The 22,805-nt window shown below is 51.1% G+C and carries 20 protein-coding genes, 1 tRNA gene and 2 pseudogenes; 10 read left to right on the top strand and 13 right to left on the bottom strand.

Features of this window, described 5'->3' with window-relative positions; all coding sequences use genetic code 11:
• Positions 1-1,947 carry an acetate--CoA ligase gene (gene acs, locus R3E63_04180; GenBank protein MEZ5539151.1) on the bottom strand — a complete coding sequence of 649 codons (1,947 nt, stop codon included), beginning with the start codon at positions 1,945-1,947 and terminating at the stop codon, positions 1-3.
• Between the two features lie 160 nt (positions 1,948-2,107).
• Between acs and R3E63_04175 the strand changes: the two genes are divergently transcribed.
• Positions 2,108-2,470 carry a DUF805 domain-containing protein gene (locus tag R3E63_04175; protein ID MEZ5539150.1) on the top strand — a complete coding sequence of 121 codons (363 nt, stop codon included), beginning with the start codon at positions 2,108-2,110 and terminating at the stop codon, positions 2,468-2,470.
• A 70-nt stretch (positions 2,471-2,540) separates the two neighbouring features.
• Here R3E63_04175 and ychF read toward each other — a convergent pair whose 3' ends face one another.
• The 7 genes from ychF to lolB form a co-directional block, all read right to left on the bottom strand.
• Positions 2,541-3,632: a redox-regulated ATPase YchF gene (gene ychF / locus R3E63_04170; protein ID MEZ5539149.1), complete on the bottom strand. Its 1,092-nt coding sequence runs from the start codon at positions 3,630-3,632 to the stop codon at positions 2,541-2,543.
• Positions 3,633-3,674: 42 nt separating this feature from the next.
• Positions 3,675-4,262 carry an aminoacyl-tRNA hydrolase gene (pth, locus tag R3E63_04165; protein MEZ5539148.1) on the bottom strand — a complete coding sequence of 196 codons (588 nt, stop codon included), beginning with the start codon at positions 4,260-4,262 and terminating at the stop codon, positions 3,675-3,677.
• 61 nt (positions 4,263-4,323) lie between these two features.
• Positions 4,324-4,920 (bottom strand): 50S ribosomal protein L25/general stress protein Ctc, encoded by a 597-nt coding sequence (locus R3E63_04160; GenBank protein ID MEZ5539147.1) that lies wholly within the window; start codon positions 4,918-4,920, stop codon positions 4,324-4,326.
• 87 nt (positions 4,921-5,007) lie between these two features.
• Complete coding sequence (locus tag R3E63_04155; GenBank protein MEZ5539146.1) at positions 5,008-5,949, bottom strand: ribose-phosphate pyrophosphokinase; 942 nt, start codon at positions 5,947-5,949, stop codon at positions 5,008-5,010.
• Between the two features lie 62 nt (positions 5,950-6,011).
• Positions 6,012-6,086: transfer RNA gene (locus R3E63_04150), tRNA-Gln, on the bottom strand.
• Positions 6,066-6,965, bottom strand: coding sequence for a 4-(cytidine 5'-diphospho)-2-C-methyl-D-erythritol kinase (gene ispE, locus R3E63_04145; GenBank protein MEZ5539145.1), 900 nt, complete (start codon positions 6,963-6,965; stop codon positions 6,066-6,068). Before ispE ends, R3E63_04150 begins: the two co-directional genes overlap by 21 nt.
• Positions 6,950-7,534, bottom strand: coding sequence for a lipoprotein insertase outer membrane protein LolB (lolB, locus tag R3E63_04140; protein MEZ5539144.1), 585 nt, complete (start codon positions 7,532-7,534; stop codon positions 6,950-6,952). The genes ispE and lolB overlap by 16 nt, the downstream gene beginning before the upstream one ends.
• 101 nt (positions 7,535-7,635) lie before the next feature.
• Here lolB and corA point away from each other — a divergent pair, with 101 nt between their 5' ends.
• From corA to R3E63_04125, 3 genes are read left to right on the top strand one after another with little or no spacing between them, the layout of a single operon-like run.
• Complete coding sequence (gene corA / locus R3E63_04135; protein ID MEZ5539143.1) at positions 7,636-8,640, top strand: magnesium/cobalt transporter CorA; 1,005 nt, start codon at positions 7,636-7,638, stop codon at positions 8,638-8,640.
• The gene (locus R3E63_04130) at positions 8,640-9,395 is read left to right on the top strand and encodes a 4'-phosphopantetheinyl transferase superfamily protein (GenBank protein ID MEZ5539142.1); all 756 of its coding nucleotides are present in this window, start codon (positions 8,640-8,642) and stop codon (positions 9,393-9,395) included. The genes corA and R3E63_04130 overlap by 1 nt, the downstream gene beginning before the upstream one ends.
• A 5-nt stretch (positions 9,396-9,400) precedes the next feature.
• Positions 9,401-10,096: a phytanoyl-CoA dioxygenase family protein gene (locus tag R3E63_04125; protein ID MEZ5539141.1), complete on the top strand. Its 696-nt coding sequence runs from the start codon at positions 9,401-9,403 to the stop codon at positions 10,094-10,096.
• Between the two features lie 13 nt (positions 10,097-10,109).
• On the opposite strand, the gene cptA is transcribed toward R3E63_04125, so the two are convergent.
• The 5 genes from cptA to thiI form a co-directional block, all read right to left on the bottom strand.
• Positions 10,110-11,780 (bottom strand): phosphoethanolamine transferase CptA, encoded by a 1,671-nt coding sequence (gene cptA, locus R3E63_04120; GenBank protein ID MEZ5539140.1) that lies wholly within the window; start codon positions 11,778-11,780, stop codon positions 10,110-10,112.
• An 88-nt stretch (positions 11,781-11,868) separates the two neighbouring features.
• Positions 11,869-12,663, bottom strand: coding sequence for an ABC transporter ATP-binding protein (locus R3E63_04115; GenBank protein ID MEZ5539139.1), 795 nt, complete (start codon positions 12,661-12,663; stop codon positions 11,869-11,871).
• On the bottom strand, positions 12,660-13,664 hold the full coding sequence (locus R3E63_04110; GenBank protein MEZ5539138.1) for an iron ABC transporter permease: 1,005 nt from the start codon (positions 13,662-13,664) through the stop codon (positions 12,660-12,662). Before R3E63_04110 ends, R3E63_04115 begins: the two co-directional genes overlap by 4 nt.
• A gap of 94 nt (positions 13,665-13,758) precedes the next feature.
• Positions 13,759-14,499 carry an ABC transporter substrate-binding protein gene (locus R3E63_04105; protein ID MEZ5539137.1) on the bottom strand — a complete coding sequence of 247 codons (741 nt, stop codon included), beginning with the start codon at positions 14,497-14,499 and terminating at the stop codon, positions 13,759-13,761.
• Positions 14,496-15,980 carry a tRNA uracil 4-sulfurtransferase ThiI gene (thiI, locus tag R3E63_04100; GenBank protein MEZ5539136.1) on the bottom strand — a complete coding sequence of 495 codons (1,485 nt, stop codon included), beginning with the start codon at positions 15,978-15,980 and terminating at the stop codon, positions 14,496-14,498. Before thiI ends, R3E63_04105 begins: the two co-directional genes overlap by 4 nt.
• 273 nt (positions 15,981-16,253) lie before the next feature.
• Here thiI and glnA point away from each other — a divergent pair.
• From glnA to R3E63_04070, 6 genes and pseudogenes are all read left to right on the top strand, one after another.
• Positions 16,254-17,662, top strand: a pseudogene (gene glnA / locus R3E63_04095) (glutamate--ammonia ligase).
• Between the two features lie 134 nt (positions 17,663-17,796).
• Positions 17,797-18,597: a DUF4124 domain-containing protein gene (locus R3E63_04090; GenBank protein MEZ5539135.1), complete on the top strand. Its 801-nt coding sequence runs from the start codon at positions 17,797-17,799 to the stop codon at positions 18,595-18,597.
• 7 nt (positions 18,598-18,604) lie between these two features.
• A pseudogene (gene glnL / locus R3E63_04085) lies at positions 18,605-19,674 on the top strand (nitrogen regulation protein NR(II)).
• The gene (glnG, locus tag R3E63_04080; GenBank protein MEZ5539134.1) at positions 19,671-21,107 is read left to right on the top strand and encodes a nitrogen regulation protein NR(I); all 1,437 of its coding nucleotides are present in this window, start codon (positions 19,671-19,673) and stop codon (positions 21,105-21,107) included. Before glnL ends, glnG begins: the two are co-directional and overlap by 4 nt.
• 178 nt (positions 21,108-21,285) lie before the next feature.
• Complete coding sequence (locus R3E63_04075) at positions 21,286-21,783, top strand: MarR family winged helix-turn-helix transcriptional regulator (GenBank protein ID MEZ5539133.1); 498 nt, start codon at positions 21,286-21,288, stop codon at positions 21,781-21,783.
• Complete coding sequence (locus tag R3E63_04070; GenBank protein MEZ5539132.1) at positions 21,780-22,799, top strand: HlyD family secretion protein; 1,020 nt, start codon at positions 21,780-21,782, stop codon at positions 22,797-22,799. The genes R3E63_04075 and R3E63_04070 overlap by 4 nt, the downstream gene beginning before the upstream one ends.
• Positions 22,800-22,805: the final 6 nt, after the last annotated feature.

Below are 22,805 nucleotides of genomic sequence, written 5' to 3'. Positions count from 1 at the left end.
TTATTTCGCTGCGTGTTTGTGGTTATTGATCAAATGCTCAACGACGGACGGATCCGCCAGCGTAGAAATATCGCCAATGTTTTCTATGTCGTTTTCTGCAATTTTGCGCAAAATACGTCGCATGATTTTTCCTGAGCGCGTTTTCGGCAGTGCGAGCGCCCACTGAATTTTGTCGGGCTTGGCAATCGCGCCAATTTCTTTGGTGCAGTATTGCGCGAGTTCGTTTTCTAAAGTGGTGTCGCCGTGTTCGCCGTGCATCAAAGTTACAAAACAATAAATGCCTTGGCCTTTGATGTCGTGCGGATAGCCGACCACAGCGGCTTCAGCAACTTTCGGGTGCAACACGAGTGCGGATTCAATTTCCGCTGTGCCTAAACGATGACCGGAAACATTGAGCACATCGTCCACACGCCCCGTGATCCAGTAGTAGCCGTCGGCATCGCGGCGCGCGCCGTCGCCCGTGAAGTAATAGCCAGGGTATTGCGAAAAATAGGTGTCGATTAAGCGTTGGTGATTGCCGTACACCGTGCGAATTTGTGCAGGCCACGAGGCTTTCATCGCCAGCATACCTTCGCCTGCACCGAGAATTTCTTGCCCGTTTTGATCGAGTAACACCGGCTGCACGCCGAACACAGGCAGCGTCGCCGAGCCAGGTTTGGCGGCAATGGCGTGCGGTAGCGGCGTAATCATGTGCACGCCCGTTTCCGTTTGCCACCATGTATCGACAACTGGGCAGCGACCATCGCCCACCACGCGGTGATACCACGCCCAAGCTTCGGGGTTGATCGGCTCGCCCACTGTGCCGAGCAGGCGCAAGCTACTGCGTGAAGTACGCGTCACGAATGCATCGCCCTGAGCCATCAAGGCGCGAATAGCCGTGGGCGCGGTGTAGAGAATGTTGACTTGGTGTTGGTCGCACACTTGCCAGAAACGCGAGGCATCGGGCCATGTCGGTACGCCTTCAAACATCAGTGTAGTTGCGCCGTTGGCGAGTGGGCCGTACACGGTGTAGGAATGCCCTGTCACCCAGCCGACATCGGCGGTGCACCAAAAAATCTCGCCGTCTTGGTAATCGAAGGTATGGCGAAAAGTCATCGCCGTCATCAACAAATAACCAGCGGTGGTGTGCAGTACGCCTTTGGGTTTGCCGGTGGAGCCGGAGGTGTAGAGGATGAACAGCGGGTCTTCTGCGCCCATCCATTCCGGTTCGCAATCGTCGGGCTGCTGGCTGACGAGGCTGTGATACCAGACATCGCGCGGCTCGTACCAAGCAATATGACCACCAGTGTGGCGCACGGTCAGTACGGTGTGTACGAGCGGGCAGTGTTGTAATGCGGTATCGACGCAGGCTTTCAGTGGGATGGCTTTGCCGCCGCGCACGCCTTCATCCGCTGTGATCACCACACGGCAGTCAGCATCGAGGATGCGATCTTTCAGCGACTCCGCCGAAAAACCGCCGAATACCACAGAGTGCACCGCGCCGATGCGCGCGCAAGCCAACATCGCGTAAGCCGCTTCAGGGATCATCGGCAGATAAATGCACACGCGGTCGCCGCGCTGTACGCCGCGTTCTTTCAGTGCGTTGGCGAGCTGGCAGACATGGCGATGCAATGCGCGGTAAGTGATGTGGCGCGTGTTGTCTGGGGTATCGCCCTCCCACACGATGGCGGTTTGCTCACCGCGCGTGGCGAGGTGGCGGTCGATGCAATTGACGCTGACATTGAGCAGCGCGCCTTCAAACCAGCGCGCTTGCCCTTGCTTCATGTCGCAATCGGAAACCTGATCCCACAGCCGCTCAAAATCCAAAAATTCGCGCGCGCGCTCTGCCCAAAAAACATCGGGCTGTGCAATGGAGTGCCGATACAGCGCATCGTATTTTTCGCGATCAATGTGCGTGGCAAAGCGCTCGGTGGCAGGGAAGGGGCAGGTATAAGTGGGATGAGACATAACAGCTCCTTGCGTATAGCGTTTTGGCTATCCTACCTGTCTTGTCTGTCACTTGAACAGCTGCGAGTGTTTGTGGTGTGATGGCTTTGCTGTGCGAATTGAGGCAGTACGGATTCAGATGGCTATCAAAATAGACTGATAAAAAATAAAGGAGTTGGTTATGGAACAATTTGAGTATTTCACTTCCGCTGTGCAGCAGTATGTCAATTTTGAGGGGCGCAACACGCGCACCCAATATTGGATGTTCATATTGTTTTACATCGTGCTCTATATCGGTTGCGCCATTGTTGACGGCGTGCTCGGCACCTATTTTATTGCCGCAGTATTTTCTTTGGCCTTGTTGTTGCCCAGCATCGCTGCTGCTACGCGGCGCTTGCACGACACTGGTCGCAGTGGTTGGTGGCAGTTGATTGGTTTAATTCCATTGATTGGTTGGATTGTTTTGATTGTCTTTCTTGCCCAAGACACACACCCAGGTGAAAACCAATACGGTCCTAATCCCAAAGAAACGGCTAACGCTTAAAAAACTGTTAAAAACAAAAACGCCGACAGTGTTGAGCTGCCGGCGTTTTTTTAATTGTGCTGCTGATGGTTTACACATTAAACCGAAAATGCATCACATCGCCATCTTTCACGATGTAATCTTTGCCTTCTAAACGCCACTTGCCCGCGTCTTTGCAGCCCTGCTCACCTTGGTGTTGTACAAAATCGTCGTAAGACATCACTTCGGCGCGAATAAAACCTTTTTCAAAGTCGGTGTGAATGACGGCAGCAGCTTTGGGCGCGGTGCTGCCAATTTTTACTGTCCATGCGCGCACTTCTTTTACGCCGGCAGTGAAGTAGGTTTGCAGGCTTAACAACTGATAGCCAGCGCGAATCACGCGATTCAGTCCTGGCTCTTCCATGCCCAGCGTTTCTAAAAACTCGGCTTTGTCTGCTTCGTCGAGTTCTGCAATTTCCGCTTCAATTTTGTTGCAGATGGGTACAACCACTGAGCCTTCTTCGCTGGCTAATTGTTTCACTGCATCGAGATGCGGGTTGTTATCAAAACCGTCTTCCGCAACATTGGCGATATACATGGTGGGTTTGGTGGTGATCAAACACAGCGGTTTTAACAGCGCGAGTTCATCGGCATCGAGTTTTATGATGCTGGCGCGTTTGCCTTCTGCTAAAACGGGCTGAATTTTGTCCAGCACTGCTTTTAATTGTTGTGCATCTTTGTCGCCGCTTTTGGCTTGTTTTTGGCAGCGCAGCAAAGTTTTTTCTACGGTGTCGAGATCGGCGAGCGCCAATTCCATGTTGATGATTTCAATATCGTCGAGCGGATTGATGCGGTTGGCGACATGAATCACATTGTCATCTTCAAAACAGCGCACGACATGAGCAATCGCATCGGTTTCGCGAATATTGGCGAGAAATTTATTGCCGAGGCCTTCGCCTTTTGATGCGCCTGCCACTAAACCAGCGATATCCACAAACTCCATGGTGGTGGGAAGAATACGCTCAGGGTTCACAATTGCGGCAAGTGCATCGAGGCGCGCATCGGGCATGGGCACGATGCCGGTGTTGGGTTCGATGGTGCAGAACGGAAAGTTTTGCGCTTCGATGCCCGCTTTAGTCAGTGCATTAAATAGCGTGGATTTTCCTACATTGGGTAAACCGACGATGCCGCAATTAAATCCCATAATTTTTTCCTCAATAAAATCTGAAAAGTTTTTCTATCTAAATTATTTTTTATCGGAGTGTAGTTGCAACATGGCTTTGTCCATATTGCCGCTCACGACATCGGGCAGTACGCGTAATGCGTTGACCATAGCGTCGGCGGTTAATTCAAACTCTGCAACCGGCGCGCGCTTCAACACAAAATCGGACACTATTTTGGGGTTGCCTGGATGGCCGATGCCGATACGCAATCGTGCAAACGAATTTTGATTGCCGAGTGCGCTGACAATATCGCGCAGGCCGTTGTGGCCGCCATGACCTCCGCCAACTTTTAAGCGTGCGCTGCCAGGGAGGATATCAAGCTCATCGTGCGCCACTAAAATAGTTTCTGGCGCGATTTTGTAAAAGTTGGCGAGTGCGCCGACGGCTTGCCCACTGCGATTCATGTAAGTGGATGGCAGTAATAAACGCACGCTGTGATTGCCGATCAATACTTGTGCAGTGCTGCCGGCAAATTTTTTTTCTTCTTGCCAGTTGGCGCGGTATTCGTCGCCCAGCAAGCTGACAAAATCTGCGCCCGCATTGTGACGCGTATGTGCGTATTCGCGTCCGGGGTTGCCGAGGCCAACAATCAGTTGAATGACTTCACTCATCAGTTTTCCCTGCTAAAAAAAAGGCCAGCAACGCGCTGGCCCTTTTCTGTGCGGAGGCGAATTACTCTTCGCTGCCGCCTTTTACTGCGTGTACTGCAACGATAGGCAGATCGTGATCTGCACCGTGTGACAAAGCAACAGACTCAACACCTTTCGGCAGTTTCAAATCAGAAATGTGAATAATTTGATCAACCATGACATTCGCCATATCAATTTCGATGAACTCAGGCAGATCAGCTACCAAACAGCTAATTTCTAAGTCATTCATGCTGCGGCTGATCGCACCGCCTTGTTGCTTAACGCCAGCACAATTGTCTTCATTGATGAAGTGGAAAGGAACGCGGATATAAATTTTGCTGGTAGCGGAAACGCGTTGGAAATCTGCGTGCAAAATGCGTGGTGCAGAAGGATGGCGCTGCAAATCACGCAACAGCACTTTTTGTGCTTGGCCATCGACATTGAGCGTGATGATGCTGCTGTAAAACGCTTCAGATTCTAAACATTTCGACAAATCTTTATGCGGAACACTGAGTGTGGCAGGTTCTTTGTTGTCGCCGTACAGAATGGCTGGAACTTGATCGTTCAGACGACGCAGGCGGCGGCTCGCACCTTTCCCCTTGTCGGCTCTTGCTTGAGCTTGCAGAGTAAAACTGGACATGGTTATTACCTCATTTTGCGGCAGTGCCGCGTGGTTGTTCACTGCATTTGCGACCAATGCAGCGCTGTGGCCATCGTGCGTGTTCGGTCAGTTGAACATCGCACTGACGGATTCTTCGTTGTTGACGCGGCGAATCGCCTCCGCCAACAAACTCGCCATGGATAACTGACGAATTTTGGAACAGTTTTTCATTTCAGCACTGAGCGGAATGGTGTCGGTAACAACCAACTCGTCGATGCTAGATTTTGTAAGATTTTGTAGCGCATTACCGGATAAAACTGGGTGCGTGCTGTACGCCACCACACGGCCTGCACCGCGTTCTTTTAGTGCGTCGGCAGCTTTGCATAGTGTGCCGGCGGTATCGACGATGTCATCCACCAAAATGCAAGTGCGGCCTTCGACTTCACCGATGATGTTCATGACTTCACTGACATTCGCTTTCGGGCGGCGTTTGTCGATGATCGCCAAATCGCAATGCAATTCTTTCGCTACTGCTCGTGCGCGCACCACGCCGCCGATATCGGGTGAAACAACCAGCAAGTTTTCGTATTTTTGTGCGCGAATATCGTTGAGCAACACAGGTGAGCCGTAAACATTGTCTACGGGTACATCAAAAAAACCTTGAATTTGTTCAGCGTGCAAATCGACGGTGAGTACGCGGTCTACGCCGGAAGCCGTCATCATGTCTGCGCAGACTTTGGCGCTGATCGGCACGCGAGCTGAGCGCACACGGCGATCTTGGCGCGCGTAACCAAAATACGGTACGACCGCTGTGATGCGTGCAGCGGAAGCGCGACGCAGTGCATCAGTAATAAACAGCAATTCCATCAAATTGCGATTAGGTGGCGCACAGGTGGGCTGCACGATGAACACATCACCGCCGCGAACATTTTCGTTAATCTCGACGCAAATTTCGCCGTCAGAAAAAGTATTTACTTCGGCGTCACCCAATTTAATACCGAGGCGCTGCGCAATGCGCTGTGCTAATTCTCGGTTGGCGTTGCCAGAAAAAACCATAAAGTTGGACATGAGCGGCACTCGGAATCTATCAGCGCAAAGGAATGGTGAACTGCACAAGTCAAACAAGAAAATGGCAGGGGTAGATGGATTCGAACCACCGAATGGCAGGATCAAAACCTGCTGCCTTACCGCTTGGCGATACCCCTGTAGTCTGCCTCCGGATGCAACAACTGGCAGTGCGCAGGAGATACATTCACTCCTTTTGCTACGAACCCTGATACATCGTTGGGCTTTTTTGCCAGTACAGCTTCAGCGGATTCGCGCGATGGAAAAGCGGCAAAGACGCTGGCACCGGTACCGGTCATTCTGCTGGGTGAAAAAGTGGCGAGCCAAGACAGCGTGTTTTTTACGGCTGGATAGGCTTTTTCCACTACAAATTGGCAGTCGTTGCGCGTGGCAACGGGGCTACCCCCCCGCAGAAAGGCGGCTATTGTGATGGCGGCTGTGTTGCGTGTCAATTCCGGCGCGTTAAAGATTTCTGCGGTGCTGACATGGCAACCGGGTGTGAGTACCACGAACCATTGTTCGGGCAGATCAATCGGCGTGAGTGCGTCGCCCACACCTTCTGCCCAGCTGCTGCGACCTCGCACAAAGACTGGCACATCGGCACCGAGTTGCAGACCCAGTGTGGCGAGTTCGTCTATCGACAAATCAAGCTGCCAAAGACGGTTTAAGCCCAGCAGCGTAGTCGCAGCATCGGAGCTGCCGCCGCCCAAACCGCCGCCCATCGGCAAGTATTTGTCGAGCGTGATGTCAGCGCCCAAGGCGCAGCCTGTGTGTTGTTGCAGAAGTCGCGCTGCGCGCACGATCAGGTTTTGCTCTGGCGGGACGCCTGAAATGTTGCTGTGCAGATGTGTCTCGCTGTCGCTACGCAGCATGAAATGCAATGTGTCGCCCACATCCAACAACTGAAAAACAGTTTGCAGCAGGTGGTAGCTGTCAGCGCGTCGCCCGACAATATGCAGAAACAGGTTCAGCTTAGCCGGTGCGCAAAGTGTCAGCGAAGCCATCAATCCAGTTGCCATGTCTTGATGATGAGCGTGATGCGCAACTCGCCGCGCGTAGCATCAATACGGCCGGGCAGTGTTATACGCGGCGCGGGTTGCTGTGGGTCGCTGAAGTGAATGGTCCAGCCGTCTTGCTCTAGCTCTGCCAGCCAGCCTTCCGCTGCGTAGCTTGCTTTTTGTGGCGAGGGTTTCGGTGCGGGCAGGCCGCGCAGCCACCAAGTCAGTTGTGCGGCGGGCAGCGGCCAGCCGATCAATTGTTGCGATAACTCCTCTACCGATGCTGCGTGTACGCGTTGCTCGCCCTGTTCAAAATTCACATCATTCGGCGTGCCGTGTATGCGTGTGGCTTTCAAACCAGCAGGCCCCGACAGTTGAATATCAAATTGCTCACCGTTCTGTAGCCATTGCAGTCGCGCCGATTCGGAATTGTTCGTCGAGCGCACAGCCAATTTGCCGCTGGCGTCCCAGCGTTGTATCTCGGTGAGGCGTTGCTGTAGCGCGAGATCAGGCTTGCCGTTGGTTGCCATCGGCTTCGTAACGCAACCGGTAAGCAATGCACTGAGCAACAGTAGCAACAGAAAGTGCATTTTGAGAGCAGGTGTTCTTTGCATATAAAGCTATTCTGTGTGCGCGCAAGAGCTGCGTACCATACCCTAGAATGTGCAATGCGTAAAAAGTGAGGGAGTGTATGGAGAATTATTGTGTCGCACAGAATGACACGCAAGCCATGATTGTGGATTGTGCGGGTTATGAAAAAGGTAAGCGTGTACGCACATTAGCAATACACGAGGTGCAAGAATGGATTACACATCCTCATCGTTTTGTTTGGATAGGCTTGCACGAGCCGAGCAAAGAATTGCTACACGAAGTGCAGCAGCAGTTTGGTTTGCACGATCTTGCGGTTGAAGATGCTGTTAACGCACATCAGCGCCCCAAGCTAGAGTTTTATGACGATTCTTTGTTTATGGTTTTGCGTACAGCGCAGAGAAAAAATGACGCAGTTGAATTTGGTGAGACGCATGTTTTTGCTGGGCGCGGCTATGTGGTCTCGGTTCGTCATGGTGCGTCGATTTCTTGTCGAGAATTGCGTGCGCGCTGTGAAAGAATGCCGGAGATGCTCGCCAAAGGCTCAGATTTTATTGTCTATTCTTTGATGGATTTTGTGGTGGATAACTATTTGCCGATCATTGATGAAATGGAAGGAGAGGCCGAACAAATTGAAGGTAATATTTTAGAGGGTCGCGTCGATCGTAAGATGGTGCATCGCGTGTATGAGTTGCGCAGACATTTGCGTGCTCTGCACGGTATGACAGTGCCGGTGATTGATATATCGAGTCGTTTGGCGCGTTTTGATTCGGGTTTAATCGACGATGATATGCGTCTTTATTTTCGCGATATACAAGATCATGTCATTCGTATTGATCACGATATTAATGCTCTGCGCGATTTACTGTCCTCCGCCTTGGAAGCCAACATTATGTCGGCTTCTGTCGAGCAAAATGAAGTGATGAAAAAATTAGCGGCGTGTGCTGCGATGTTGGCTGTGCCGACAGCTATTGCCGGTATTTACGGTATGAACTTTGAATTTATGCCGGAGTTGGAGTGGAAATACGGTTATGTATATGCGCTGGGTTTGATGGCATCGGCAAGTAGTTATTTGTATTACCGTTTCAAGAAGGCCGGATGGTTGTAATGCTATTGAAAACGGGTGAGGTGCATATTTGGTTATTACCGTGCTTGCAAATATTGCCCAACACCTTGTTAGATTTTTTGCCACTGGAAGAAATAAAGCGTGCTGAAACAATGAATAGTGTGCGCAGAAAGAATGAATGGTTGGCGTCACGCGCTTTATTGCGCGCTTGTTTATCGCATTACACGGCAAATGATTCTTTGGCGCTAGTTTTTGAAAAAACAGAAGCTGGAAAGCCTGTGTTAATTAAGCCAATCAGTGACTATGTGTTTAATTTAAGCCACGGACCGCGCTGGATAGCCTGTGCGGTGGCGCGTGCGCAATGCATAGGCATCGATATCGATAGCGAATCGCGCCGTAATCGCACAGATGATATCTCTAAGTACTATTTTCATTCCGCAGAACAAAAAGTTTTACAGGGCTTGCCCGATGAGGTGCAGCGTAAACGACAATTCTTTCGCTATTGGACTTTGAAAGAGGCGTACATCAAAGCGCGCGGTACAACGATTAGCAGCTCTCGTTTGCATGAAATGGGATTTGCGCTACAAGAAAAAGAAAATCCAGAGCCATTGTTTGATTTGCCGGAAGGAAAATGGTCGTTTAAGCAGTGGTACTTTGATCGCGATCATCATTTGTCATTGGCTTGCCATTGGTCGGCGTGCGACACTGGCGCGGACACCACGAAGCTGCAGTATCATTTTTGGCAGTGGCATCCTGAAACAAATCAGCGTACTAATTTTGTGATGAATGAGTCCTAAGTATTATGCAGCAGCCATTCGTTTTAACAGCACAACAAAAAACACGCTTTGATCTATTCGGCTATCTTGTGTTTCGCGGCTTGCTCGCAGATCGTATGCACAGTTTGCGTGCGGCATTTGATCAAGTGTTTGCTGAGGCGCGTGGCGATATTATTCCTTGGGATCATGTAGTGCATCACAATCGCCCGCGACAAATCATGCCAGCGATTGTTGAAAAAAATGCATTGATTCGAGAGTTGGCTAATAGCGATCCGATTGCTTCTATTGTTAGTGGTTTATTGGGTGAGCCGTTTCGGCTATTGGGCAGTGACGGCAATATTTATGATTGCGGCACGCGTTGGCACACCGATATTACTGGGCTGCCTTACAACTGCCGCAATGCAAAAGCGATTGTGTATTTCGATGAAATGCGTGCCGGTGAAGATGCGTTTCGCGTTATCCCTGGCAGCCATCATCACACAGATCGCTTTGCTAAATTACTCAAGAAAAGTATCAAGACGCCAGAAGAAACGGTGGGGCTTTCCCTCACGGAAGTGCCTTGTGATGAAGTGCCAACGCGCCCCGGTGATTTGGTGGTGTTTGATGCACGCATTTGGCACGCAGTGCCTTATGCGGGAAATCGTCGACACATGATGTCTTTTTTATATGTGGACAAAGATTACCAAGAGCAACAAGCGCCGATCAGCGAAGATTATCGTTGATCGGCAGGGTGCTTTATTTCGTGTTGTTTTTAGCTTGTGTTGGCAATAGAGGTCTGTCGCGTTGTTCTAGCATTTCATAAGATTGACGCGCTTTGAGTATGCCCACCCAACGCGGCTTGGCGACAAATTTTTCGCTAAAGAAATCATCCTCTGCATTGCATTCTTTGTATTGAATAGCGGCTAATTTGCACCACCCACTCATAAAATAAGACAGCGATATAGGGCGATGTACAGTGTTTTTTATTGCATTCATATCGTGTTGTGTGGACCAACTCGGTGAAGGCCAAAGAATAAACGGCACATCGTACATGCCGATGGTTGGTTTGCTCATGTCGCGACCGTTATAGTCGCGCACATCAAATACTTCTTCACCGTGATCAGCAAAATACAAAAGAAAACCGTAAGGATCTTTGGCGCGATAAGTGTCGATTAATTGACGCACAACGAAGTCGTTGTAACGCACTGCGTTGTCGTACTCATTGTATAAATGAAAAGCTTCTTTGTTGGTGACGAATGGCGAGGCAGGTTGTTGGCCTGTGAAGACATCAAAAGATTCTGGATAGCGGTATTCGTAGGCAAAGTGTGTACCAAGGAGATGCACCACAATAAATTTGCGCGGCGCTTGATCGGCTAATGCCTCGGCAAAAGGCTGAAGCACTACCTCGTCGTGGCTGTTGGCATTTTGGCGTCTGTTGTTATTTAAAAAGGTAGGTTCATCAGTCAAGTTGGCGAATGCCGTTAGCATCGTGTTGCGGTGCGTTAGTGTTTGTTGGTTGGTGATCCAAAAAGTTTTAAAGCCTGCTTTTTTCATCATTGTGACGATATTCATCGCACTGTAGGCTTTGTTGTATTGCTCCGGCGTTGTGAATGTCAGCGTGCTTGAAAGTGATTCAATGGTGTAAGGGATGTTGGCCACGACATTGTCGTATACCAATAATTCATTGCGAATTTCTTGCAATTTTGGATTGGTGTCGCGTGTATAACCATACAGCGATAAACGGTTGCGATTGGTAGATTCGCCTATCACCAAAACATAAGTTTGTACTGCAGTGTTGTCTGTGCTGGCAATGACAACATTTTTAGCAGCAGCTTCCATATTTTCTTCAATGTGTTCAGCTGCTTGTAGATTTTTTCTGTAATCAGAAAAACTGTGTATGGTGCTCCATGGTTCTGTTGTGGAAAACTTATCCTGTAAATCATCTGCAGAAAATCGATTAAAGCCATCGGAAATAAAAGGCTTGAGTAACAGCGTGGCAGTAAGTGCGATATAAATACCGCGTGCTGTATTGCTGGGTGTTGCTGCTTTTATGCTGCGACGATAAAACCACCAAGGCGGCAAGCAAAAAAGAATACCGACAGGAACCATCCACCAGCGCAAAAACTGTTGCAGAAACTCTATCGATTCCCTTGGTGGGCTTTCCATGATGGCGACAAAAACACTTTGTGACATTTCCTGCTGAAACATCAAGAAATAGCCTACTTTCATCAGAGCGCAGGCGCCCATTACAAAACCGAGAAGCCCGAAAACAATCGCCCAACTGCGGCGCGGCAAAAGGGCGGGCAGTAGTAACCAAGTCAAGCTGTACAGCAGTGCATCGCGCGGACCGGCCCAGCCGGTGTTGTCGGTGGCGAAAACAAGCAGTTGTGGCGCAACAGAAAACCAAGCAAAAAACAGATAGAACATCAAAGAAGGGTGCATAAGTCGAGTGACATCTAGAGGGGGGGGGGAAAGGTGGCGCACTGTATCGGTGGAAGCGTTAAAAAAATGTTAACTAAGGATGCCCGTCGCGTAAGCGTTGGGTGGGAATCACGCTCACACCATCGGCGGTGCATTCAATGCGGCAATCAATGCCGTACACCTTGCGCAAATTGTCTTGCGTTAAAACTGCTGCCGGCGTGCCGTGGCAGTACACCTTGCCGTGGTGCAGCAAATACAGTCGATCGCAAAAGCGCGCCGCGAGGCCGAGGTCGTGCAGCACTACCATGCCTGCTTGCTCACCCTGCGCGTGTGCGCGCAGCAATTCCATGACATGCAATTGGTGGTAGGGATCGAGCGCGGCGACGGGCTCGTCGGCAAACACCATGCGCGGCTGCGTGGCAAAAATCCGCGCCAGCATTACCAGTGTTTGCTCGCCGCCAGAGAGTGTGGTGGCGATGCGCTGCCGATACGCGACCACTTCTGCCATCTGCATGGCTTGTTCGATGGCCGCTGCGTCGGCGGCATCATCTTTCTGCCATAAACCGTGATAGGGCAGTCGCCCCAGTGCGACTACGCGCTCCACGGATATCGGCCACTGCGCACGCGCACCTTGGGCGAGGTAGCCAATCTGCCGTGCGCGCGTGTCCAGCGAGAGCGATTGAAGCGCTTCACCCTGCCAAAATACTTTGCCTTGAGAGCTGGGTTCGATGCCACACAGCAGGCGCAGCAGTGAGCTTTTACCCGCGCCGTTGGGACCGATCAAGCCGATCAATTCGCCGTTGCGCACGTCGATATTGATATCGCGCACGATATCGATGCCATCAATCGCAACCCCCAATGCTTGTCCTGCCAGTAAGGGTGCGTTCATGACCAGTAATTCCGCGAGCGCAAAATCAAATACAAAAAGAACGGGCCGCCGACGAGAGCGGTGACAACACCGAGTTTCATCTCGCCGCCCTGTGACAGCAGTTGCACGGTGATGTCGGCCAAGAGCAGCAAAATGGCGCCGCCCCAGAAGCTCACGCCCAACAAACGGCGCGGTGAATAGCCGACCAAGGGGCGAAGTAAATGCGGTACTACTAAGCCGACAAAACCGATGTTGCCGCTGACGGAAACGGCTGCTCCCACGCTGACTGCCACACCGCCCACCAACCACCAGCGCAAGCGGCGCACATCAAAACCGAGCGATTTCGCGGTGTCTTCGCCCAGCGTGAGCGCGTCCAGAAAACGACCGCAACGCCACATCATCACCCAGCCTAAAGCCATAAACGGCAAGGCGATGGCGACATCGTGCAGACTGCGGTTGGTCACCGAGCCGAGCAGCCAATACACGATTTCTTGCATGGCGTAGGGGCTGGGCGCGAAGTTGAGTGCCATGGCGATCAGCGCGCTGCCGATGGCGTTGATGGCAATGCCGGCGAGAATCAGCGTCAAGACATTGCTGTTGTACGGCACCAGTAAAATCAAACAAATCACGGCGACGCACGCGCCGAGCAAGCCGCCGACGGGCAGCAAATACCAGCCGAGGTTGGCGAAGCCAAAATAAAACATCACCACCGCGCCGAGCGCCGCGCCGTTGGATACGCCGATGATGCCGGGCTCGGCCAACGGGTTGCGCAGCAGACCTTGCAGTGCAGCGCCCGCTACACCCAAAGTGCCGCCGATAAACAGCGCCAGCAGCGCGCGCGGTAAACGCAGTTCGCCAACGATTAAGGATTCCATCGTGGTCAAACCGTGATAGAGATCCGCGATGCCTTTACTAACAGAAATACGGGTCGAGCCGGTATTGAGTGAGAGAAAAAAACACAGCAGTGCGGCGATGATGAGCAGCGTATTCAGTGTGCGTGGTGAGTCTTGCAAATATTTCATCGTTGATCGGCCAACCACGCAATTTCATCCGCAACTTGCGGGCCTGCGCAATCGCGCAATTGTGAAGGCACATACATACGATTTTGTTCAGGAATCATTTGTCGCACAACGGGATGGTTGATGTAACTGTAAGCCAAGGATTGGGATTGTACGCATAGTTATCGATGATGATGCGATCCGGCTGTGCGGTAATCAATTGTTCCAGAGAAATTTGCTGAAAGCGTTGAAAACCCATTTCAGCAGCAAGGTTGCGATAACCCGCTTGCGTCAAAATATCATTTTCTAATGTATCGCTGCCGATGGTGTAACCGTTGGGTGAATAAATCATCGTGCGCGGCGAATATTTATTGTGGTTACGCTGTTTTGCATCCTGAATTTTTTTATCCATTTGTGTGATTAGCGCTTTGGCTTTTTCTGTCTCACCTAACCACTCACCAACTTGAAGTAACATCTGATGAATGCCTGCAACATCGGTAGGCAATGGCATAACCTCCACGCGATAGCCGAGTGCTTTCAAAATGCGAATGGCATCGGGCGAGCCAAAACGCGTGCTGATAACGAGATCGGGTTTGTACGAAATAATTTCTTCGGCGGCACCGTGATTGAGTGGAATATTACCTACAGCTTTCGCCATGTAAGAGGCTTTGGGGTTGGCAGCTTGATAATTGATAGTCGCAATACGCGAAGGATCAACCAACATCAATAAAACTTGATCGGTACACAAACTGAGTGACGCAATGCGTTGTGGTTTCTTATCGGGTGTTGCATTGGCATAACTGCCAGTAGAAACAACTGACAGTAGCAGTGCGAGCCCAAGCAGAAAAAAACGCTTCAAGGTTTGAATACCGAAATGTATTTGAATTGCTGCGAGCAGAGAAATTGTGCTTGCAGGGCACTCATCACACCGCGTTCGCAATACAACAAATAATGCTGTTCTTGATTGAGTTCGATATGGCGTTTGTGCAATTGATAAAACGGCAAGTGCATTACGGTTGTTTCTGCGATGTGCAGCGGTTTTTGTTGTTGCTCGTCGGGGTGGCGAATATCCAACACAATGCTGCCTGCAGGTGCTTGCTGCAAAACTGGCACACTTATCGTTTCTTGTGCGGTGTTGGTGATTTCATCGATATTGGTGGCGACACTATCAGCCACCGCTTGCTGCAATACTTCAAAGTTAAAGAACGCTTCTTCACGCGCAATACGCTCGGCTTTGGCGCGTGTGGTCGGTTTTTGTGAAATCACACCGCAGTATTCGGGAATGTTTTTAGCAAACACTTCGGTACCAATTTTTCGTGCGCAGTCGATGATGTCGGGCTTGTCCATCATCGCCAACGGCCGCAGCACCAACATGTCAGTGGCTTGTGAAATCACAGCGAGATTGGGCAGTGTTTGACTAGACACTTGCGCGACGGCTTCGCCTGTGACCAATGCTTGAATCTCTAACGATTGCGCGACTTGGCTGGCGGCACGCAACATCATGCGTTTCAAAATTACGCCCATTTGCGAATGGTGCACGCGCTCTTGAATTTCGCGCACCACATCGGCAAACGGCACGCTGACAAATTTCACGCGATGCGATGCGCCGTACTTCATCCACAAATACACGGCAATTTCTTTCACGGCAATTTCGTGTGCATCGCCACCGAGATTGAAAAAACAAAAATGCGTGAGCAGGCCGCGCTTCATACTGAAGTAAGTGGAAATTGTGGAATCAAAGCCGCCAGAAATTAGCGATAACACTGATTCTTGCGAAGCCATCGGGAAACCGCCCAGTCCGCGATAATCCTGTTCGACCACATAAAAACGATCGTCACGAATTTCTACAGACACATTGATGTCGTAATGTTTAAGTTTGACGCCGCCCGTTGCGCAGTGTTGATTCAAACCGCCGCCGATGTAACGCTCGATATCAGCGGAAACAAAATCGTGATTGCCTAAACGGCGGCAACTCACGCGAAAAGTTTTGCCGGCCAACAGCGGCTCGTAAAGCTGACGCGTGTGTTGGTAGATGCCATCCCAATCGACAGTGGGCGCAGTCTCCGCATCGGTTTGCACTACATACAACGTAAACTCGTGTACGCACTGAAAATGGCTGATCCCTGGCGTGCGCTGTAAGAGGTCAATAATTTGCGCCTGCACCGTGTGGTCGGCGTGGCTGACGATGCTGAGGTGATCCCAGTTGCGCTCGATGTGTGCATCGGCATCCAGCGGCTTGATCAGGGTGCGCAGGTTGTCGCGCAGCATACGCACCAAGCGTTGACGCACCGGTTTGCTTTTGATGGTGATTTCAGCAAACAGTTTGATGGTGTACTGCATGAGGCGCCGTCCGAACAAGGGGAGCGGCATTATAGGGCAGGGCGTTAGAGGCGAGCGTGGATAGCGTTTTACTTCTAGCACTGTTTTGGTGCATTCGAGATAGGTCTACGCACTTCTATAGTGCAAACACGGATGTTTTTTTTGTCACCCATGCGCCAAAAATAGCCGCGCTATCTTTGCTTCGGGTGATGGCATATATTTTGCACCCCGTTATGTGCTCGAAAACTTTTTCCTTTTTTATACCCCGTGTTATGCGGCTATCCGGAGAAGACCATGTCAGAAAAAACCTTAAAGTTGATTAAAGATCACGATGTGAAATGGCTTGATCTCCGTTTCACTGATACTAAAGGCAAGGAGCACCATGTTACTTATCCAGCGAAGGGCGAAGACGAGAGCCTGTTTACCAACGGCAAAATGTTCGATGGGTCTTCATTGGGTGGTTGGAAAGGCATCAATGAATCCGACATGATTCTGATGCCAGATGACAGCACCGAGGTATTGGATCCTTTCTTCGAAGAGCCAACCGTTATCTTGCGCTGCTCTATCGTAGAGCCTGCCACCATGCAGGGTTATAACCGCGATCCTCGTTCTGTGGCGCAACGCGCGGAAGATTATTTGAAAACCATTTACGGCGCGGATGCGTTTGCCATCATGGGTCCTGAGCCAGAGTTCTTCGTATTTGACGATGTGAAGTGGAAAGTCGATATGTCCGGCTGCAGCGTCAAAATCGGCTCTGAAGAAGCGGCGTGGTCTTCTGATCACAGCTTTGAAAGCGGCAACATCGGCCACCGTCCTGGTGTAAAAGGCGGCTATTTCCCTGTTCCACCGGTTGATTCTTTGCACGAAGTGCGCGGTGCTATGTGTAACGCGATGGAGCAAATGGGCTTGGTGTTGGAAGTGCACCACCACGAAGTGGCGACTGCAGGTCAGTGCGAAATCGGCGTTGGCGGTAACACGCTGGTGAAAAAAGCCGACGAAGTGCAGATCCTGAAATACTGCGTACACAATGTGGCGCACGCTTACGGCAAAACCGCGACTTTCATGCCTAAGCCTATCGTGGGTGACAACGGTTCTGGTATGCATGTGCACCAGTCCATCACTGCGAAAGGCAAAAACATTTTCGCAGGCGACGCCTACGCAGGCTTGAGCGAAACGGCTCTGTTCTATGTCGGCGGCATCATCAAACACGCCAAAGCATTGAATGCGTTCTGTAACCCAGGCACCAACTCTTACAAGCGCTTGGTTCCTGGCTTCGAAGCGCCTGTTATGTTGGCGTACTCTGCGCGCAACCGTTCTGCTTCTATCCGTATTCCTTGGGTTAATAGCGAAAAAGCGCGTCGTATCGAGACTCGCTTCCTGACCCAACCGCCAACCCTTACCTGTGCTTTGCGGCACTGTTGATGGCAGGCTTGGATGGCATCAAAAACAAAATCCATCCTGGTGATGCAGCGGATAAAGACTTGTACGACTTGGAGCCAGAAGAAGCGGCAGAAATCCCAACCGTGTGCTCTAGCCTCGATATGGCGTTGGAAGCGTTGGATAAAGATCGCGAGTTTTTGACCGCTGGCGGCGTGTTCGACAACGACATGATCGACGCTTACATCACCCTGAAAATGGAAGAAGTCACCAAGCTGCGTATGACTACGCATCCAATCGAGTTTGAGATGTACTACAGTTGTTAACTTCAGCTGCTAAGAACAGCTACTAAAAACAGCTGGTTCGACAAAAAAGCCCAGTCAGCGCGCTGGGCTTTTTTTTGTCTTGTGGATACGAGTAAAGTGGTGGGCAAGTGCTGTCTCATAAAGGAGTGAGAGCCATGTTAAAAACGCTAAAGACTTTTTTGATGATTGGGTTGCTGTCAGGCGCGAGCATCGTTGTGTACGCGCAGGCTGGTGATGATGCAGCTAATTCGACCGAGAACGCCGTTATAGATGAGCAGGCGCAGCCTCCGGTGAATCCCAATGTCGTTTATAAAAGCGTCGGTAAAGATGGACAGGTTATTTTTACGGACAAAATGCCGACAGATCGTCCATCCACACCAGTAGAAGTGAAGCAGGCCAATCGCGTACCGCCGCCGAGTGCCAGAGGGGATTCGGCCGAACAAAATAATGAAAAAGTTTCCAATAAGTACGATCGCTTGGTTGTCACCAGTCCCGCCAATGATGATTACTTTGATCAAGAAGCGGCCATGGTCAATTTAAGCGCGATGTCAGAGCCGGATGTGCGAGAACAGCATATCGCCCAGCTGTACTACGACGGCCAGCCAGTGCCAGAGCAAGGATTTTCGTATTCCGTTTTTGATATGGAAAGGGGAACGCACACCGTAGTGGCGAAGATATTGGATAAATCGGGCCGTGTGCTGATTGAATCGGAGCCCGTCAAATTTCATGTGCGTCGCACTTCCATTTTGAATCAACATAAATCCATGCCCATTAACGGTAACAACACAAGCGCTACACCGCCGCCGCCTTCTGGGTTTGGTGGTGCGAAAGGTTTTGGCGGAATGGGTGGTGCAGGCAGTGGTGCAAGTGCGGGTGGTGCCGGTGGCGCTGGCGGGCTTGGTGGTGCTGCACCGACCCCCGCTCCTGCACCTAAAGCAAAACCCGTGGCTCCTTAATTGATAGATGCAGCCTTCACCACGATCTTCTAAGGCTCAATTTCCATCATTGATGCTGGAGCATTTATCCAGTGCAGTGATTTTGTTGGACGACGAACTGCGTGTGCTGCACTGCAATCCTGCGGCTGAAAACTTGCTGGCGGCTAGTTGTCAGCATCTATTGGGGCAGCCGTTGGCGGATTGGGTGCGCGATGCGGATGAGCTGTTGCCGCGCTGCATCACGCTCTGCAAACGCAAACGCCGTTTATTCAACGCCAAGCCAATGTTGTGTTGGGTTTGGCGCGCCAGAGTGTGCCGCTAGATATTACTGCGAGCCCCATTTCTGAGCGCCGTTTGCTACTGGAAATGCAGGCGATTGATCGCTTGCTGCGCATCAGTCGCGATGAAGCATTGTTTCCTCGCAGCAAACCAGTCGCCATTTGGCGCGCGGTTTAGCGCACGAAATTAAAACCCGCTCGGCGGTATTCGCGCAGCGCAGTTGTTATCGAAAACATTGCCTGATGCGGGCTTGATGGAATACACCAATATCATCATCGAAGAAGTAGATCGCGTTTGCGACTTGGTGGATCGCATGTTGGGGTCTCGCTGAGCCGTCATTATCGCCGCTCAATATTCACGAAGTGCTGGAGCGCGCACAGAGTTTATTGCGCGTGGAGTGCGGTGAAGCGATCGCGTTTGAACGCGATTACGATCCCAGCGTGCCGGATGTGTTGGGCGATCGCGATCAGCTATTGCAGGTGGTGTTTCAATGTCTATGCAATGCTGCGCAAGCTTTGCAAGAAAGTGGTACGAATTTTGCTCGAGTAGTTTTGCGTACTCCGTGTGTAACGGCAATTCACCATCGGTAAACAGCAACACAAATTAGTTTGTCGTGTGGATATTGTGGATAACGGTCCAGGTATTCCTGCTGATATTCAAGACACGATATTTTTTCCGATGATTTCCGGGCGCGCAGAGGGGACGGGTTTGGGCTTGGCAATCGCACAATCCATCATGGCGCAACATCGCGGCATGATTGAGTGTGACAGCACGCCGGGCAACACACGTTTTTCACTGTATTTACCGCTGGATGTATAAGTTATGGAAAAGCCAATGCGGCTGATGTTTGGGTAGTAGACGATGATCGCTCGATTCGCTGGGTGCTAGAAAAAGCCTTGGATCAAGCAGGTATTGTGTGCAGAACTTTTGAAACAGGTGATGCGGTACAGCGCGCGTTGAAAGAGCAAGCGCCTGCGGTATTGCTCAGTGATATTCGTATGCCAGGGATAGATGGTTTGGCGTTGTTGCGTGCAGTGAATCGCGATTTTCCTACCATGCCGGTTGTTATCATGACGGCGCACTCGGACCTCGATAGCGCCGTTGCTTCTTATCAAGGCGGCGCGTTTGAATATTTGCCGAAACCGTTTGATGTTGATGAAGTGGTGGATGTAGTGCGCCGCGCTTTATCGCAAGTGCAATCTACAAACAGTGACGAAACTTTTGTTGAGCAATTGCCGACAGAAATGATTGGCGAAGCGCCGGCGATGCAAGAAGTATTTCGCGCGATTGGTCGTTTGTCGCATTCCAACATCACCGTGTTGATCAACGGTGAGTCCGGCACAGGTAAAGAATTGGTGGCGCAAGCTTTGCATCGCCACAGCCCGCGCAGTCAGAAACCGTTTATTGCATTGAATATGGCAGCCGTGCCAAAAGATTTAATGGAGTCAGAATTATTTGGCCACGAAAAAGGTGCGTTTACCGGCGCGGTGACGCAACGGCAAGGTCGCTTTGAGCAAGCCGATGGCGGCACACTATTTTTAGATGAAATTGGCGATATGCCGCACGAAACACAAACGCGTTTGTTGCGCGTGTTAGCAGATGGCATGTTTTATCGCGTCGGTGGTCATACGCCGGTAAAAGTGGATGTGCGCATCATCGCCGCGACGCATCAAAATTTAGCGCAATTAGTACAAGAGCATCGCTTCCGTGAAGATCTTTTTCATCGTTTAAATGTGATTCGTATTCAATTGCCGCGTTTAGCGGAGCGACGAGAAGACATTCCCGCCTTGGCGCGATTTTTTCTCAGCAAGGCGGCGCGTGAGTTGGGTGCGGAACAAAAAACACTGCTACCAGAAACTGAAGCGGCAATGAGCAAGTTGGATTGGCCCGGCAATGTGCGCCAGTTGGAAAACGCCTGTCGTTGGTTGATGGTGATGGCGCCGGGGCGCGATATTCATTCGCGTGATTTGCCGCCAGAAATTATGCAGCAACAACCGTGCAGCGATGCAGTAGCAACGGGTTGGGAGCAAGCGCTGCGCTTGTGGGCAGAAAAAGAATTGCAGCGCGGGCATGAACGCTTGCTGGATGAAGCGACTCCTGTGTTTGAGCGCATTTTGATTGAATCTGCATTGAAACAAACTGCGGGTCGCAAGCGCGATGCTGCCGAACTCTTGGGCTGGGGACGCAACACTTTGACGCGCAAGTTAAAAGAGTTGGGTATGAATGCTGACGATGACGATGGGGCAGAATAAAAAAAAGACGGTTATTTGTCGCTGTCTGCGCGTGTTCGCGTGGGCAGCTAGTCTGTACGCTCCACCGCTTCTCTCTCGGCAGCTTCTTTCACGGAAGCTTCTATGTCGGAAACTACGCACTAACAAATAGCAAGGCAGACATATAATAAGCATTACTTACTATATGCGATGTTTTGCTATGTCATCCCCTCTCTCAAAGCAGCACACCGAGTTGGAAGGCTCTTTTGGCTTTCTGCTGCACGATGTCGCGCGCCTGATTCGCCGCCATTTCAACCATCGTGTGCAGGTGTTGGGGCTGACGCAAGCGCAGTGTCGTGTGCTGCTGCACTTATCGCGCAATGAAGGCATTCAACAAGTGGCACTGGCAGAAATCCTTGAAGTGCGGCCGATGACACTGGCGCGTCAGCTGGACAAGTTAGAGGCTGCAGGCTTGATTGAACGGCGGCGCGATGCTTCAGATCGCCGTGCTTTCTGCCTTTTCCTGACAGCAAGCGCTCACCCCTTGCTAGACCAAATTTGGATCTTGGCTACCGAAAGTCGAGAAATTGCCGTGGGCGAGCTGTCGCCCAATACTATGACGCAATTTATTACCACGCTACAAACCATGAAGGACAACCTGCTCAGGGTCGAGAGTGATGTACTCGGCAGCGCCGATTCTGAGGAGCCTGCACCATGAATACCCGCCGTTTGTTGTTAGTCAGCGTGCCTGTTTTGGCTGGCGTGATTGCCGCGTTTTTTTATCTGACGGGCGAGCGTTATGTCGATACCGACAACGCCTATCTGAAGGCGGATAAAGTCATGGTCGCGTCGGAAGTGTCGGCGAGCGTGAGCGATGTACTGGTTGCGGAAAACGAAGCGGTAAAACAAGGTCAGCCTCTGTTCAAGCTGGATTCTGAACTGTTTGATGCAGCAGAAGCTGGCGCACAAGCCAAGCTCGACAAAGTGCGTACCGACATTGAAGCGCTGCAAGCGGGCTATCGCAGCAAGCGCGCAGAATTGGCGTTGGCGGAAACCAACATCGCTTACGCGGACAAAGAATATCGCCGCGTGGCAGATTTAGTCGGGCGGCACTTTGTATCACAAGTGCAGTTGGATGAGCGCCGTCAGGCCTTGGATTTGGCGCGTCAAAAATTGGCTGTGCTGCAACAGGAAATTGCCAGTGTGTTGGCGAATTTGAATCAGCACCCTGATGCGCCCGTGGATCAATATCCTGCCTATCAAGAAGCAGCAGCGGATTTTGCCAAAGCCAAAATCAATCAAGCGCACACCATCGTGTTTGCGCCTTTCAATGGCGTGGTGAGTCACTTGCCGAAACGCGGACAGTATCTCAATGCCAGCAGCCCCGCTTTGGCTTTGGTGGCGAGTGATGCGCCGTGGATTGAAGCCAACTTCAACGAAACCGATTTAACGCATGTGCGCGCAGAGCAAAAAGTTGAGATCAAAGTGGACACTTATCCCGATCGACGCTGGCAGGGGCATGTCGCCAGTATCAGCCCTGCGAGTGGCGCTGAGTTTTCTATCCTGCCTGCGCAAAACGCTTCCGGTAACTGGGTGAAAGTGGTGCAGCGCATTACGGTGCGCATCGAGTTGGACGATTTGCCTGCGCAAGACGCATTGCTGTTGCGCCCCGGCATGAGTACGACCGTGGTGATTGATACGGAACGCAATCGCTGGCAACGACTATTGCACTGATTGTCT

The sequence above is a fragment of the Pseudomonadales bacterium genome (assembly GCA_041395665.1).
Classification (GTDB): domain Bacteria; phylum Pseudomonadota; class Gammaproteobacteria; order Pseudomonadales; family UBA7239; genus UBA7239.
This window is presented reverse-complemented; position numbering and strand designations above follow the sequence as displayed.